A 14240-nucleotide genomic window follows, 5' to 3' on the forward strand; every position below is an offset into this window, starting at 1 on the left:
GTCGCGCCGCCGCCTGGCGGCGTCGATGGCGCGCGCCTGCTGCCTGTCACGCCCTCTCAAATCGCCCGCTCAAAGAAAAAGGGGGCGGGCCGAAGCCCACCCCCTCTCAAAGATCCCGTCGGGATTAGCGCAGATCAGAACTTGATGCGCGCACCGGCGGTGAAGCGGCGGCCCAGCGCGTCGTAGGTCGACGGGAAGGTGTTGCCGCTGTTGAACGAGATGGAGCCAACGTTGCCACCGACGATCGGGGGCTTCTTGTTGAACAGGTTGGTGACGGTCAGCGTCAGGTCGAAGTTGTCGGTGAGACCCAGCCGCGTCGCGAAGTCGAAGAAATCGAACGACTTGATGCGGTTGAAGTTCACGTCCGTGCCCGCCAGCGCGCCGGCGCCGATCGTGCCGACGAAGAAGCCGCCATTCTCGGCCTTCATGCTGTCGATGTGGCGCCACAGGAGCGACAGATCGACCGCACCGAAGGTCAGCGTGGTGCGCTGGTTCCAGCTGAACTCGGGCTGGAGCGAACCCGCCGAGGAGCTCGGACCCGCCGAACCCGGCGAACCGCAATTCTGGCTGTAGAGGCCGACGCACTCACGATTGATCGTGACGGGCAGGGCCAGGCCGGCACCGATGGAGGCGTTGGTCGGCACCACCGTGTTCGGCGTCAGCGCCTGGAACTGCGACCGGTTGGTCCAGTTGCCCGCGAAGCTGAGGTTCAGCTTCGCGAAGCCCAGGTCGCGGCGGTAGTTGACGGTGACGTCGATACCGTCGGTCAGGATGCGGCCCGAGTTGGTGGCCGGGAACAGCAGGCCACCCGTGGTCGCGGGATCGCCGTCCAGGCCGCCGGTTGCGCCGTTGCGGCGGAAGAGCTGGCAGATTGGGTTGTTGATGCTGGCGGCCGTGATGCCCGACGCATTGTCGTCACCGAAGCAGCCCTCGATCAGATCGCCAGGGACCGGCTGCGAGATCGCGTTCTTGATCTTGATCTTATAGTAATCGACCGAGATCGAGAGGCCGGGCACGAAGCTCGGCTGCAGCACCGCACCGATGGTGAAGCTGTCCGAGGTTTCCGGCCGCAGATAGGTGCCGCCCGCGGTGGTGGCGTTGGCCTGGCCCGCGGTCGGGTTCTGGATCGTACCGATCGTCGACGCCGGAGCACCCTGCGCAAGGCAGACCGCCCGCAGGTTTGCGTTGGTCAGCGGGCCACCGTAGGTGACCGTGCCGGCAGCGTTCCGCGTGGTGCGGCACGGATCGACGGTCAGGCTGGTCAGGCCGGTGTTCAGCGGCGTGAACAGCTCGGCGATGTTCGGCGCACGCACCGCACGCTGATAGTTGCCGCGGATCTTGATGCCGTCGGCCGGCTCCCAGCTGCCACCGCCCTTGTAGGTGGTGGTGTTGTACTTGGCGTTGGCGCCGCCGAGCAGCTTGTAGTCGGAGTAGCGGACACCGGCTTCGAGCGTCAGGCTCTTGAAGAACGGCTGGTCGGCGACGAGCGGCGCGATGATTTCGCCGTAGGCCTCGTACACTTCGTAGCCGCCGCTGAACGGCAGCACCGCACCGCCGGCACCGCCCAGCTCACCCGCCGTGCGGGACAGCTCGTCGGCGAACTGGCTCGCGCGATACTTGCGATACTCGGCACCCGCCGCGAAGCCGATCGGCTCTGACGCGGCCGGCGACGAGAAGCCGAAGTCGCCGGAGAGCAGCGCGCGGGCCTGAGCCAGCGAGGTGTTCTGCTGCGTGGTCGCATCCGCCGTCAGATACGGGATCTGGTTCGGCGCAATGGAGCCCGCCGGGCCGAAGATGTTGACGGGGACGCAGCCCGGGCCCGCGCTCGGATTGGCGCCGCCGCCGGCCAGCGGCACGGCCGGATCGCGCGGGTTGGCCACCGACGGCGACGCGCCAAGGCAGGTGTTCGGGTTGGTCGCATAGAGCGCGGTGCGCAGGCGCGAGATCAGGACATAGCCCTGCTGCGTCTGACGGTTCTCGGACTCGCCGTAGGCGCCCGACAGATCGAGGCTGATCGAGTCGGTGATGCCGAGCTTGATGCCCGCACGATAGTCGAAGATCTGCGTGACATAGTCGGACACGCGCGGCCCGAGTTCCGTCGCGCGGCGCGCCACGTTGGTGTTGAACGTACGGAAGTTCGGATCCGTCGGGCTGGTCGCTGCGGCAGCCGCGTTGCACTGCGCCGTGCTCAGGCCGTTGGCGGCGCAGAACTGGTTGCGCGCCGCAGCCGGCAGATATGGGTTGCTGTACGGGATGACCGCCAGCTGGTTGAAGATGCCCGACGGCGCGATGATCGTGCTGACGGTGTTCTTGGAGAACAGGCCGCGGGTATAGACCTCGATGTTGTCCGAGATCTCGTAGTGGCCGGCGCCGTAGATGTTGAAGCGCTCGAACGGCGTCTGGAAGACGTTGAACGGGTTGAAGTTGAAGCCGTCACGCGCGCCCGAATAGGGACGCAGCGCGCCCGTCGTCGGATCGATCACCTGGTTGCCGATGGCACCGGCGAAGCGCGTCGGCACCGTGGTGCCCGAGCCGCCCAGCGCGCCGCCGGTTGAGGTGTAGTTGTTGAGCGCGACGCGGCGCGACCCCTGATACACCGGATCCTGGTTCTGGTAGCCGATCGACAGCACGGCATTGCCGCGGCCGTCGTCGAAGTTCGCGCCGACGGTGAGGTCGATGCGGGTCGTCTCGGCGTCGCCCTGCTCGCTGATGCCCTCAGCGACGTTCAGCTCCATGCCCGAGAAGTCGGAACGGGTGATGAAGTTGACCACGCCCGACACCGCGTCCGCACCATAGGTGGTGGCGGCGCCGCCGGTAAGCACGTCGGTGCGCTCGATCAGCGCGAGCGGGATGTTGTTGAGGTCGACACGGCCCTGCAGGTCGGCCGGGGCGATACGCGCGCCGTCGAGCAGAACGATGTTGCGGAAGTTGCCGAGGCCGCGAAGGTCGACGTAGGAGGCGCCGCCATTGCCGTTGTTGACGCTGCTGCCGATGGACGGCGTCACGCCCGGCAGGTCGCGAATCAGCTGCTCGGCGGTGTTGCTCTGGCGGAGGTTGATTTCTTCCTGGCCGACGACCGTGACGGGCGAGGACGCGACGAGGTTCGGATTGCGGATCAGCGTGCCGGTGACGACGATGTCGCCCGAGCTGGTCTCACCCGCGGGCGGCGCCGCATCCTGCGTGGAGACGCCGGCGGCCGGTGCGGCCGGATCGCTGGCCTGCACGCCCGTCTTGGGCTGGTTCAGGGGATCGGCGTCCTGCGCGAAAGCGGGCGACGCGCCGAGGGCAGCACCGACGAGCAGCGTCGATGCCATCAGGCGCGATCGATATGGCGTGAGCATTTTCATGTCCCCTTTTATGATCCGACCCCTCGGACCATGTGCCTTCAAGGCATTGTGTAGCGGCTGGATGTTTGGTTCCGGCCGCATTGTCGCGTTGGCTATGCGGTTTCGTTAAGGCCGCCAAGAACCCGGCGGCGTTGCTGCAACATTCCGTCAAATTGTAGCATCGCTGCCACACTTCCTCGCCCGGCTTGCCGCGCCGCGGCGGAGTGCCTAGCCTCTAGGCCGGGCAGAAGCAGGGGTTCGGTGAAATGACGGGACGGCGGATCGCGGCGGCGGGATTGTTGATCGCCTGCACGGCCGCAGGCGCGCAGCAGCCGAGCGGCTCGGGCGAGCGGATGCTGCAATCCTTCACGCGCTGCCGCGCGATCACCGCGCCGGAGGCGAGGCTGGACTGCTTCGACAAGGCGGCGGCAGCGCTGGAGCAGGCGGTCGCCTCCAAGGATGTCCGCATCATCGACCGGCAGGATATCAAGACGGCGCGGCGCTCGCTGTTCGGCTTCACCCTGCCGCGGGTCGGCCTGTTCGGCGGCGGCGGCAAGGACGAGGCGGATGACGAGAAGGGCGAGGGCTTCACCGAGCTCAACACCAAGATCGTCAGCGTGCGCGAGGCGGGCAACGGCCGCATGGAGCTGCGGCTGGAGCAGGAAGGCATGGTCTGGATGACGACCGATCCGATGAGCTTCCCGCCTAAGGCGGGCAAGGCGATCCGCATCCGCAAGGGCGCGCTCGGCAATTACTTCCTTGCCATCGATGGCGAGCGCAGCGTGCGCGGCGTGCGGGTGCGCTGAGGCGGCTCAGCCGCGCGGCATCGGCCCGGCGACGAGGGCGGGGTCGATCCGCTCCGCCTGCCACTTCATCGCCCAGTGCAGATGCGGCCCCGTCGCCCGGCCCGTGCTGCCGATCGCGCCGACGATCTGCCCGCGCCTGACGGGATCGCCCGCGCGCACGTCGATCCGGCTGAGGTGGAGGAAGGCGGAATTGAGCCCCATGCCGTGATCGATCATCAGCAGATTGCCCTCCAGCGTGAAGGGCGAATCAGCGGCGAGCACCACCACCCCATCCGCAGGAGCGGCGACCGGCGTGCCCGTCGGGCGGGCGATATCGACGCCTGAATGCGGCGCTCCCGGCTCACCGGCATAGATGCGCTGCGAGCCGAACACGCCGGAGATGCGGCCAAGCACCGGCCAGCGGAACGGTTGCCGCCAGCCGTCGCTCTCCATGTTCATCGCGCGCGCGGCGTTGATCTGCGCCAATTCCACCTTGCGGCGGGCGAGAAAGGCCGGCGTGGGCGTGGTGCCCTTCGGCAAGGTCGGCAGGGACTGGATGTCCCACGCGCGGGGTGCGACGGACAGGGTCTGCGCCCGCGTCGTGCCGTCGGCCAGCTGCGCCTCCAGGCGTGCGGATGGGCCATGGTCGCGGCCGAAGGCGATGACGAAGCGACCGTCAGGGGCGAGCGGCACCGGCTGGCCATCGAGGCGCAACGTCACCGTGCCTGCCGGCGCAGTGCCGAGCACCAGCCCGCCCTGGGACAAGGCCCCGCGCAGGCCGAAGCTGGTCGGCGCGGCGGGACTGCGAGGGGGCAGAGGGCGCGGCGCAGCGGCAGGTGGCGGCGTGGCCGGGCGCGGGACGGGGGCGCAGCTGCCCGCGGCGAAGCAGACCAGCGCGGCGGCGTGGCGCCCCCGGATCACCTCAGGCGCCCGCCTCGGTTGCCAGCTCGGCCGTGGCATAGGGCTCCTGCCGGGACACGCTCCAGTAGCGCAGCGAATCGAGCGGGATGCGCACGCCCGATTTGGCGCAGACGACATGATCGCCCGGCACCAGCACGCGGAACTGGTTGGCGAGATAGTGGAGCTTGGCGGGTCGCCCGCCGGGGGACATCAGCATGGCACCTCGGAAACGCTGGTGCGGCGCACTCGGCCGCAGAACAGATTGTCTACCTTAAGTAACCGGAGCCGCCGTCTCAAGGCCGGGCGGCGGCCGGCAGCGCCGCACGCGCGACGATCGCCAGCGCCTCTTGCCCGGCCGCCCCCGCCTGCGCGACGAAGGCGTCGGCGGCGGCAATCTCCCCGGCGAGTGCGGGCTCCAACGCATCCCGGCGCGCGCGACGGGCGGCGTCGTCGAACGCCTCGCCCGGATTCTTGCTGTAGGTGGCAAAAAGCGGCCCGGCGACGCGCTCGGCGATCTCCGCCGCATCGAGCGCGATGCCGAGCTGCGCCGCCGCCGCCGTCAGGATCGCGGCGGGATCGGCATAGAAGCGCTCTGCATCGAGCGAGCGCGCCTGCGGCAACTGCTCGATCGCGGCGGCGAAGGCGCGCATCTGCGCCAGCCACAGGGCAGCCGCGCGCTGCGCATCGGACAGCGCCGACAGAGCGCCGAGATAGGGAGCGAGCTGGCCGGTGACGCGGCGCAACCACATGCGGTGCGGCTCGTCGCGCAGGATGGCGAGCAGATAATCGCGCAGCGGCAGGTGCAGGAAGATGGCGCGCATGCCCGGATCGAGCGCGATCAGCCGCGGCAGCAGGAAATTGACGGGCACGTTGGCCTTGACCAGCGTCGGCAACGCGGGATTGTAGCGCTTCGAGACCATCGCCGCGGCGAGCGGGGCGAGCGCCGGCTCGAACGCCGCCTGGCGCAGCGCCAGCGGCTCGCGCAGGACGAGATTGCCCCCGGCCTTGTCCAGCGCGCGCGCGAGCAGCGTCGAGCCGCAATGCGCGATGTGGAAGATCCACGCGGTCGGCTGCGGCCGTGGCGGCGGGCGATCGATCAGCGCGCCGATCGGCAGCCGCATCTCCTGCGGCGCTGCCTGCTCGATGCGGTCGTCGAGAAAGATCGAGCGGTGATAGGCGGCGCGGTCCATCGGCACGAAGCGGGCGTGGCCGCTGTCGAACGAATGGAGATAATGGTCCGGCGAGGCGAACAGGTCGGCGAGGGTCAGGGCCACCGGCCACGCTATAGCGCCGCGGACGCGCAGCAGCTATCCCTGCCCCCCATGCCCATCGTCGAGCTGCCCGGCCCCGGCCGGCCCTATGTGCTGATCGCCCCCGAGCGGGAGGCCGCGCTGGCGGAGATCGACCCGGCGCTGGTGATCGATCTCTACAAGACGCACGGCGCGCTGCTGTTTCGCGGCTTCGGTGCGGACGTGGCGGCATTTCGTGGCTTTGCGCGCGGCTTCTGCCCGACCTCGGTGATGAACGAGAGCCCGGGGCGGCGGACGCTGGATGCGGGTGGCAACATCCACACGGTGGATGGCGGCGTGCGCGCGTTCAACCTCCATCCCGAGCTGTCGCGCGAGCCGTGGAAGCCCGATGTCGCCTTCTTCGGCTGCCTGTCGCCACCGCGTGCCGGCGGCATGACGACGATCTGCGACGGCATCGCCCTGGCGCGCGAGATGCCCGAGCCGGTGCGGCGGGGGCTGATCGACCGGCGGCTGATCTATTACAAGGCGACGTGGCCGGACATGTTCCGCTTCTGGCTGGGCACGCCGAGCCCGAGCGAGGCGCAGCTGGCCAACCCGCCCGCTTCCTGCCCCTATCGCTTTGCGCGCCTGGACGGCGACATCGTCAGCCTGTTCTCGCGGCCTGCGCTGCACCGGCCGATGTTCGCCGACGATGTGGCGTTCGGCAATTTCCTGCTGTTCGCCCGGTTCAACAACGGGCGCATCGGCTTTCCCCTGCTCGACGACTGGAGCGAGGTGCCCGATCCGTGGCTGCACGCCATTCGCGACACGGGCGAGCGGCTGGCCGTGCCGGTGGCGTGGCAGGCAGGCGACGTGCTGATGCTCGACAACACCCGCTTCCTGCACGGCCGCACCGCAATCCTGGAGCCGGGCGAGCGGGTGATCGCGACCTTCTTCGGCTATCTCTCGTTCGCGGTGCCCGACGCGGACGAGCCGCCGCTGGCACCCTGGCGGCGGGCGGATTTCGCGCCGCCGCTGCCACCGGATCATCCGCTGCGGCGGTGAGTGGCGCACGTCCCTTCGTGCTGAGCCTGTCGAAGCACGGTCCTTCTCACGCGAAGAAGAACAGCCCTTCGACAAGCTCAGGGCGAACGGGGTTACATGCCCCCCTTCAAAGCAGGGTCGGCTGCTCGGGCTTTACCTTCGCCGGTGCGGCCGGCTTCTCCACGCGCGCATCCACCTGGCCATCGGCGAAGTGCAAGGTGAGCGCGCCCGCCGCCCGCGCGGCCGCGGCATCGGCGACGAGGCCACCGCCCCGCCGCTCGACCTTGACGTAGCCGCGGGCGAGCGGCGCCATCGGGTCGAGGCCGGCGAGCAGGCGGGACAATTCCGCCAGCCGCCGCGTCGCATCCGCATGTGGCCGCTCGACCAGGCGACGATCGAAGCGGACGGCGGCAAGCCGATCCTCTGCACGCGCGACACGCTGGCGCAGCAGCGCGGGCCTGAGCGCGCCCGCGGCCTGGGCGAGATCCCCCCGGGCGTGGGCGAGACGACTCCCAAGCCCGCGCGGCAGGCGCTCGGCTGCGTCGTCTAGCCGCTGGCGCTGCGGCTCGAGCAGGCGCTCCAGCGGCGGCAGGCGGCGCGCGACCGCCTCCAGCTTCTCAGCCCCGCGCTCGCGATAGCGGTTGGCGCAACGGCCGGAGCGAAGCCCCAGCTCGCGGACCTGCTGCAGCAGGTCGGCACGCACCGGCACCGCACGCTCGGCTGCCGCGGTGGGCGTCGGCGCGCGGTGATCGGCGGCGAAGTCGCACAAGGTCGTGTCGGTCTCGTGCCCGACCGCCGAGATGGTCGGGATGGGCGAGGCGGCGACGGCGCGGACCACCGCCTCCTCGTTGAACGCCCAGAGATCCTCGATCGAACCGCCGCCGCGCGCGACGATCAGCAAATCGGGCCTCTCCCCCTCCGGCATCGCCGCGAAGCCGCGGACGGCGGCGGCGATCTTGTCCGCCGCCCCCTCCCCCTGCACCGGCACCGGCCAGACGAGGACGTGGCTGGGGCAGCGATCGGCGAGGCGGTGAAGGATGTCGCGAATCACCGCGCCGGTGGGCGAGGTGACGACGCCGATGCAGCGCGGCAGGAAAGGCAGCGCGCGCTTGCGATCGGCATCGAACAGCCCTTCGGCCGCGAGCGCACGGCGGCGCTGATCGAGCAAGGCCATCAGCGCGCCGGCGCCGGCCAGCTCCATCCGGTCGATCACGATCTGATATTTGGATCGGCCGGGATAGGTGGTCAGCCGGCCGGTGGCGATCACCTCCACCCCGTCCTCGGGGCGGAAGCGCATCGCGCCCGCCTGCCCCTTCCAGATCACGCCATCCATGCAGGCGCGGTCGTCCTTGAGCGTCAGGTAGCAATGGCCGGAGGCGTGGCGCTTGAACCCGGACACCTCGCCCCGCACGCGGACATGGCCGAACGCATCCTCCACCGAGCGCTTCAGCGCGCCCGACAGTTCGGAGACGGACATGGCACCCGCATTGTCGCCTTCGCGCTCCTCGGCTAGCAGCCGGGCGGGTTCGGGAAGGAGACTTTCACGTGGGAGATCGGCCATCAACGTCCTGCTGATCGGGTCGGGAGGGCGCGAGCATGCGCTGGCATGGAAGCTGGCGCAATCGCCCCGCCTAGATAGGCTGTGGGCCGCGCCGGGCAATCCGGGCATTGCGGCGCATGCCACGTGCGTGCCGCTGGATGCGGCGGATCACGCCGCCGTCGCGTCCTTCTGCGCCGAGCACGCCATCGGCCTCGTCGTGATCGGGCCGGAAGCGCCGCTGGTGGCGGGGCTGGCGGACGATCTGCGTGCGGCCGGCTTTGCCGTGTTCGGCCCATCCGCCGCGGCGGCGCGGCTGGAAGGATCCAAGGGCTTCACCAAGGATCTCTGCGCCGCGCACGGCATCCCGACCGCCGCCTTCGCCCGCGTGACATCCCGCGCCGAGGCGGATGCGGCGCTCGCCCGCTTCGGCGCGCCCGTCGTCGTCAAGGCGGACGGGCTGGCGGCGGGCAAGGGCGTGACGGTCGCGATGACGCTGGCGGAGGCGGAAGCCGCGCTCGACGCGCTGTTCGACGGCTCGCCCGCCGAGGCGGTGATCGAGGAGTATCTGGAGGGCGAGGAAGCCAGCCTGTTCGCGCTGACCGACGGGACGACCGTCGTCGCGCTCGGCTCCGCGCAGGATCACAAGCGCGTCGGCGATGGCGATACCGGCCCCAATACGGGCGGCATGGGCGCTTACTCCCCTGCCCGCGTGCTGACGCCAGAACTGGAAGCCCGCGCGCTGTGCGAGATCGTGCAGCCGACGGTGGATGCACTGGCGGGGATGGGCTGCCCTTATTCGGGCGTCCTCTATGCCGGGCTGATGCTGACCGCGGACGGCCCCAAGCTGATCGAGTATAATGCCCGCTTCGGCGATCCCGAGGCCCAGGTGCTCATGCCGCGGCTGGAGGATGATCTGGTCGAGCTGCTCCATGCCGTCGCCACCGGCACGCTGGCCGACCGCCCGGCGCCGCGCCTGTCGCCGCACGTGGCGCTCACCGTCGTGATGGCGGCGCGCGGCTATCCCGGCACGCCCGAGACGGGCGGCGCGATCCGCGGGATCGAGGCGGCGGAGGCGAACGGCGCGACCGTGTTCCAGGCAGGCACAAGCGCGGGACCGGACGGGCTGGTCGCATCGGGCGGGCGCGTGCTGGCGGTGACCGCGACGGCTGCCAGCGTGGCAGCGGCGCAGGCCGCCGCCTATGCCGCCGTCGACGCGATCGACTTTCCGACCGGCTTCTGCCGCCGCGACATCGGCTGGCGCGAGATTGCGCGGGAGACGCGCTGAACCATCCGCGCCGCCGCATCGTTGCGGACGCGACAAGACACTCACCAAGAGGCCGCACATGGACCAGACGACCCTGATCATCCTTCTCGTCGCGCTCGTCGCGATCGTCGCGCTGGTGCTGCTGCTGCGCCCCAAGTCGCGCGGCGACCAGCCGGTCGAGGGTGGCGGGCTGGCCGACGCCATCGCCGCGGCGGTGGAGGATGTCGGCGGCGAGGTGATCGGCGTCGATGCCCGGCCGGACCTGCCGCCCGCGGTCGGCGAGGCGGACGTGCTGACCCGCATCAAGGGCCTCGGCCCCAAGGCGGCGACGCAGCTGAACGCGCTCGGCATCAGCCGCTACGACCAGCTGGCGGCGCTGACGCCCGAGCAGCTGACCTATGTCGACAGCCAGATGGGCGCGCTGCAGGGCCGGATGCACAAGGATCGCTGGGCCGAGCAGGCGCAGCATCTGGCGGCGGGCGACACGGCAGGGTTCGAGGACAAGTTCGGCAAGCTGGGCGGCTGAGCCCGGCCCGTCTGCTCAGAAGCGCCGCCGGGCCAGCCGCCCGGCGGCCCGGGTTGGCGCCCATCCGGTACCCTGATACCCGAAAGTCACGAAGGTCGCACCCGTGACGCGATTTTCACGCGCAGCGCCTCCGTGAACCGTTCTGGAACATAGCTGCAATCGAGGCTGTCGGAAAGCGCCGATTGGCAGGCGTGCGCGGCGAGACCGACACCGGCGCGTGGCGGTGATGCCTGCCGGACGATCGCCGCGCGCCCGTTACTGCAGCGTGGTGTCGTCCTCTTCGCCGCCGCCGGCCTGACCGAAGAATTCGAGCAGTTGCATCGTCAGCTCCGCCCGCTCGGCAAGGGTCGGCGCTTCCAGCAGCGCCTGCTTGGCGGCGACATCGAAGGGTGCCACCTGCGCGATGGCGTTGACGAACGTCTCGTCATCCAGCCGGCCGACGGCCGACCAGTCGATGGCGAAGCCGCGCGCCTCGGCGAAGCGCCGCGCCGAATGCTCCACCGATGCGCGCACCACCGCGGCCAGCGCATCGGGCATCTCGGCATCCGCCCACTCGCCCGTCTCCGCCTCCACCTGGCGGAAGGCGGTGGTGACGTCGAGCTCGCGCGTCACGCGGAAGCGGGTGATCCCTTCGAGCACGATGTTGAAGCGGCCATCCTCCAGCGCCTCGACATCGGCGATCCGCCCGAGACAGCCGACATCGAACAGCGCCGGCTTCGCGCCTGGCCCCCGCGGCTGGATCATGCCGATCCGCCGATCCCGCGCGAGCGCGTCGGTCACCAGCGCGCGGTAGCGCGGCTCGAAGATGTGGAGCGGCAGATAGGCGCGGGGGAAGAGCAGCGCCCGCTCCAGCGGAAATACGGAGATGCGCTGCGCCACCCCCGGTCAGCCGAACAGGATGGCGGAGAGGCGGCGGCGCTGCGCCGAGACCCAGGGATCCTCCAGCCCGACCGCCTCGAACAGCTTGAGCAGCCGCTGGCGCGCCGCGCCCTCGTTCCACGTCCGGTCCCGCTCGATGCTGGCGAGCAGCAGGTCCGCGGCGCCGTCCCGATCGGTCGCCATCAGCGCACCGGCCAGTTCGTAGGCTGCCTCCTGGTCCTCCGGATCGGCGGCGACGCGGGCGCGGAGCGGCGCCAGATCGTCCACCTGCGGCGCCTCGCGGGCGAGCGCCAGTGCGGCGCGCACCTGCTGCACGCCTGCATCCTTGCCGGCATCGGCGGGCAGCAGCGCGAGCGCCTCCTCCGCCTCGTCGACGCGCCCGTCCGCGAGCAGCGCGCGGGCGAGGCCGGCGACGACCGCGGGATCCTCGGGCGCCATTTCGAGCAGCTGCGTGAAGATGGACACCGCACGCGCCGCATCGCCGCCGGCAAGCACCTCCTCGCCCATCGCGATCAGCGGCTCGATCTCGGCATGCGCCTGCTGCGCCTCGCCCTGCACGGGCAGCTGGCGCAGGATCTGGTCGAGCGTCTGGGTCAGCTGCGTCTCGGAGCGGAACTGCGTGAGATCGGCGACGAGCTGGCCCTGGAACAGCGCATAGACGGTCGGCACCGACTGGATGCGGAACTGCGCCGCGATCAGCTTGTCCGTGTCGACATCGACCTTCTTCAGCAGCACGCCCTTGTTGGCGAAGGCCGCGGCGACCTTGTCGATCAGCGGGCCCAGCTGCTTGCACGGGCCGCACCAGCTGGCGGTGAAATAAAGGATGACGAGCGACGTCATCGACGGCTCGACCACGTCGCGCCGGAACGCCTCGATCGCCTCGCGCTCGGCCGCGCTCATTCCCAGGGTCGCCAAGATCGCTGCTCCCGATTGATGATGCCCTTATGTGGGCGGGCGCCGCCCGCTGCCAAGCCCCGACCGTGTTCCACCCGAAAAGCGATGCGCGACGATGAAGGAAGGGCTTGCAGCCTCCGAAACACCACGCTAAAGGCCGCGCTCCCCGCCGGGAACGCCCTCCAGCGCCCCGGCCGACGACGCCAGAGCGGGCGTAGCTCAGGGGTAGAGCACGACCTTGCCAAGGTCGGGGTCGAGGGTTCGAATCCCTTCGCCCGCTCCAGCGTGCCGAGTGTTGACAAGCACTTAGACGCTGACCGCCTGGCGCGGAGGGACTTGCCACACCGCCGGGTTAACTCGAGGGTAACAATGGGGTGCAGGCTCCAGGGCAGCCGCTCCCGCAACCCGTCATAGGCGAGCAATGCCGGCCTGACACAGATAGATCCGGTCGCGCGCGGCTCGGTGGCACTATAGGCGCAAGGCCAGTTCTGTAGCTTGGCATGCTCGGGGCGAGCTTAGGCCGAACTGGCTTCCTGTCTAGCCACAGTCGCGGCCGATGCCAGACTCGCGTTCGGACGGAATTTCAATCGTGCTTCCGCCGGCATGTTGAGCGAGCTTCAGGAAGAAGCCTGGAGGGTCCGCATCCACCCGGCGAACACATCCTGATCGACCTCCGCCTCCGGCGTGGGTACACCGGTGGCAAGCAGGGCCGCGGCACGGGAGCGCGCCGCCATAGGCGAGATCCCGAAGGCACGGCTGAACGCCCGCGAGAAGGTCGCCTCGCTGGAGAAACCGCGCTCGAGACCTATATCCTTGACGCGGCGGTGCCGGTTTGCCGGACTGGCCAGGGCGAGCGCGGCGCTCGTCAGACGACGGCGTCGGATGTGGGAGGCAACGCCGCCGACCGGCTCGAACAGGCGGTACAGCGACGCGCGCGACATGCCCGTTGCCGAGGCGATCTGGCCCGCATTGATCCGAGGATCGTTCAGGTTCGCATCGATGTACAAGGCAGCCTTGCGGAAGGGCGAGGCGATCCCGTTCGATGCCCTGCTACCGGCAGGCGTGTGGCCTGCCAGCACAGTCAGCGCCAGCGCGACGGTGGCGTTGGCCGACAAGATGGCGTCTGCGGGGTTGAGTTCGGGCAGGCGCCTGACGAGCGACAGCAGGTAATCTCCGAGAAGTCCGGTCATCTGCGCCTCGCGTGGGAGCACCTCACCGTGAAAATGGGCGACAGTATCCATCACTCCCTCGAACGACTGCCTGGGGATGAGGAGCGATATGTTCCAGAAATCCGAAGCAGCGGTGGACAGGGTTCGCGACAGGTCGAACAGGACGATGTCGCCGGCGCGCACTGTGACGTCGCGATCGTCCGCCGTGCCGGTGAATCCACCTTCCACGTAGAGTTGGATGAGGAGGTGATCGAGGCCGCTCTCAGCGGTGAGCGCGCGGGAGCGTTCGAACTCAAGCGCGCTCGAGCGGAAGCTGCCGATCATCACGGTCCCCAGATGCCACACCGATATGGCCAGCCCGTAATCGTCGTCGTCAGCGCCCTTCGCGCGCTTGGCCTCGAACACATCGGCCACAGAGGCGGCGAAGGAGGTGAGGGCCTGCTTGCCGCCGATCCTGCCACTCTCGATCTGGAAATTTGGAACTGCGGTCGGAAGTTCGTCCGAACCCACCATCAAGCATCCTTCCTGTCCGCATTCCAATCGTAACCCGGTGACCGCGGGGGGGTGCCTCCATGACGATCCGTATCAATCGCCGGGTTCGGTGTCGCTAAATCTCTGCCCCTGTTGACGTTCCCCGCCGAGCCTCACAGGCGACCCGGCTCGTGCGCCGTCGTGAGGTGCATG

The 14240-nt window shown here is 69.7% G+C and carries 12 protein-coding genes and 1 tRNA gene; 5 read left to right on the forward strand and 8 right to left on the reverse strand.

The features are described 5' to 3' along the window. Positions 1-134: 134 nt before the first annotated feature. Entirely contained in the window at positions 135-3314 is a 3180-nt protein-coding gene (locus BM360_RS17635; RefSeq protein ID WP_242653555.1) for a TonB-dependent receptor plug domain-containing protein, read from the reverse strand. Positions 3315-3592: 278 nt separating this feature from the next. Here BM360_RS17635 and BM360_RS17640 point away from each other — a divergent pair, with 278 nt between their 5' ends. Continuing rightward, positions 3593-4132 carry a hypothetical protein gene (locus BM360_RS17640; protein ID WP_093316699.1) on the forward strand — a complete coding sequence of 180 codons (540 nt, stop codon included), beginning with the start codon at positions 3593-3595 and terminating at the stop codon, positions 4130-4132. 6 nt (positions 4133-4138) lie between these two features. On the opposite strand, the gene BM360_RS17645 is transcribed toward BM360_RS17640, so the two are convergent. The 3 genes from BM360_RS17645 to BM360_RS17655 form a co-directional block, all read right to left on the reverse strand. Beyond that, on the reverse strand, positions 4139-5005 hold the full coding sequence (locus BM360_RS17645; protein ID WP_423228922.1) for a M23 family metallopeptidase: 867 nt from the start codon (positions 5003-5005) through the stop codon (positions 4139-4141). Between the two features lie 28 nt (positions 5006-5033). Next, the gene (locus tag BM360_RS17650; protein WP_093316704.1) at positions 5034-5228 is read right to left on the reverse strand and encodes a DUF2093 domain-containing protein; all 195 of its coding nucleotides are present in this window, start codon (positions 5226-5228) and stop codon (positions 5034-5036) included. A 76-nt stretch (positions 5229-5304) separates the two neighbouring features. After that, a complete protein-coding gene (locus BM360_RS17655) occupies positions 5305-6285 on the reverse strand; it encodes a hypothetical protein (RefSeq protein ID WP_165611357.1) in 981 nt (326 codons plus the stop codon). A gap of 48 nt (positions 6286-6333) precedes the next feature. On the opposite strand from BM360_RS17655, the gene BM360_RS17660 reads away from it, so the two are divergent. Then, complete coding sequence (locus BM360_RS17660) at positions 6334-7305, forward strand: TauD/TfdA family dioxygenase (protein WP_165611358.1); 972 nt, start codon at positions 6334-6336, stop codon at positions 7303-7305. A gap of 106 nt (positions 7306-7411) precedes the next feature. On the opposite strand, the gene xseA is transcribed toward BM360_RS17660, so the two are convergent. Then, entirely contained in the window at positions 7412-8845 is a 1434-nt protein-coding gene (xseA, locus tag BM360_RS17665; RefSeq protein ID WP_093317421.1) for an exodeoxyribonuclease VII large subunit, read from the reverse strand. Between xseA and purD the strand changes: the two genes are divergently transcribed. Next, entirely contained in the window at positions 8844-10109 is a 1266-nt protein-coding gene (gene purD, locus BM360_RS17670; RefSeq protein WP_093317424.1) for a phosphoribosylamine--glycine ligase, read from the forward strand. The two genes, xseA and purD, sit on opposite strands and share 2 nt — an antisense overlap. A 58-nt stretch (positions 10110-10167) precedes the next feature. Continuing rightward, positions 10168-10614 carry a hypothetical protein gene (locus tag BM360_RS17675; protein WP_093316712.1) on the forward strand — a complete coding sequence of 149 codons (447 nt, stop codon included), beginning with the start codon at positions 10168-10170 and terminating at the stop codon, positions 10612-10614. A 255-nt stretch (positions 10615-10869) separates the two neighbouring features. Here BM360_RS17675 and BM360_RS17680 read toward each other — a convergent pair whose 3' ends face one another. After that, the gene (locus BM360_RS17680) at positions 10870-11493 is read right to left on the reverse strand and encodes an LON peptidase substrate-binding domain-containing protein (protein ID WP_093316714.1); all 624 of its coding nucleotides are present in this window, start codon (positions 11491-11493) and stop codon (positions 10870-10872) included. Between the two features lie 6 nt (positions 11494-11499). Beyond that, positions 11500-12393, reverse strand: a complete 894-nt coding sequence (locus tag BM360_RS17685; RefSeq protein WP_093316717.1) for a tetratricopeptide repeat protein — start codon at positions 12391-12393, stop codon at positions 11500-11502. Between the two features lie 202 nt (positions 12394-12595). Between BM360_RS17685 and BM360_RS17690 the strand changes: the two genes are divergently transcribed. Further along, a tRNA-Gly gene (locus BM360_RS17690) sits at positions 12596-12670 on the forward strand. Positions 12671-13004: 334 nt separating this feature from the next. Here the strand turns inward: BM360_RS17690 and BM360_RS17695 are convergent. Continuing rightward, positions 13005-14069, reverse strand: a complete 1065-nt coding sequence (locus tag BM360_RS17695) for an AraC-like ligand-binding domain-containing protein (protein ID WP_093316720.1) — start codon at positions 14067-14069, stop codon at positions 13005-13007. Positions 14070-14240 lie beyond the last annotated feature (171 nt).

Origin of the sequence: Sphingomonas jatrophae, from assembly GCF_900113315.1 — a bacterium.
GTDB classification, from domain to species: domain Bacteria; phylum Pseudomonadota; class Alphaproteobacteria; order Sphingomonadales; family Sphingomonadaceae; genus Sphingomonas_P; species Sphingomonas_P jatrophae.

Coding starts and splice junctions, on each gene's coding strand:
- BM360_RS17695 (WP_093316720.1), bottom strand. CDS start 14,069: ATGGTGGGTTCGGACGAACTTCCGACCGCAGTTCCAAATTTCCAGATC.
- BM360_RS17640 (WP_093316699.1), top strand. CDS start 3,593: ATGACGGGACGGCGGATCGCGGCGGCGGGATTGTTGATCGCCTGCACG.
- BM360_RS17675 (WP_093316712.1), top strand. CDS start 10,168: ATGGACCAGACGACCCTGATCATCCTTCTCGTCGCGCTCGTCGCGATC.
- BM360_RS17635 (WP_242653555.1), bottom strand. CDS start 3,314: ATGGCATCGACGCTGCTCGTCGGTGCTGCCCTCGGCGCGTCGCCCGCT.
- BM360_RS17650 (WP_093316704.1), bottom strand. CDS start 5,228: ATGCTGATGTCCCCCGGCGGGCGACCCGCCAAGCTCCACTATCTCGCC.
- BM360_RS17660 (WP_165611358.1), top strand. CDS start 6,334: ATGCCCATCGTCGAGCTGCCCGGCCCCGGCCGGCCCTATGTGCTGATC.
- BM360_RS17685 (WP_093316717.1), bottom strand. CDS start 12,393: ATGAGCGCGGCCGAGCGCGAGGCGATCGAGGCGTTCCGGCGCGACGTG.
- xseA (WP_093317421.1), bottom strand. CDS start 8,845: ATGGCCGATCTCCCACGTGAAAGTCTCCTTCCCGAACCCGCCCGGCTG.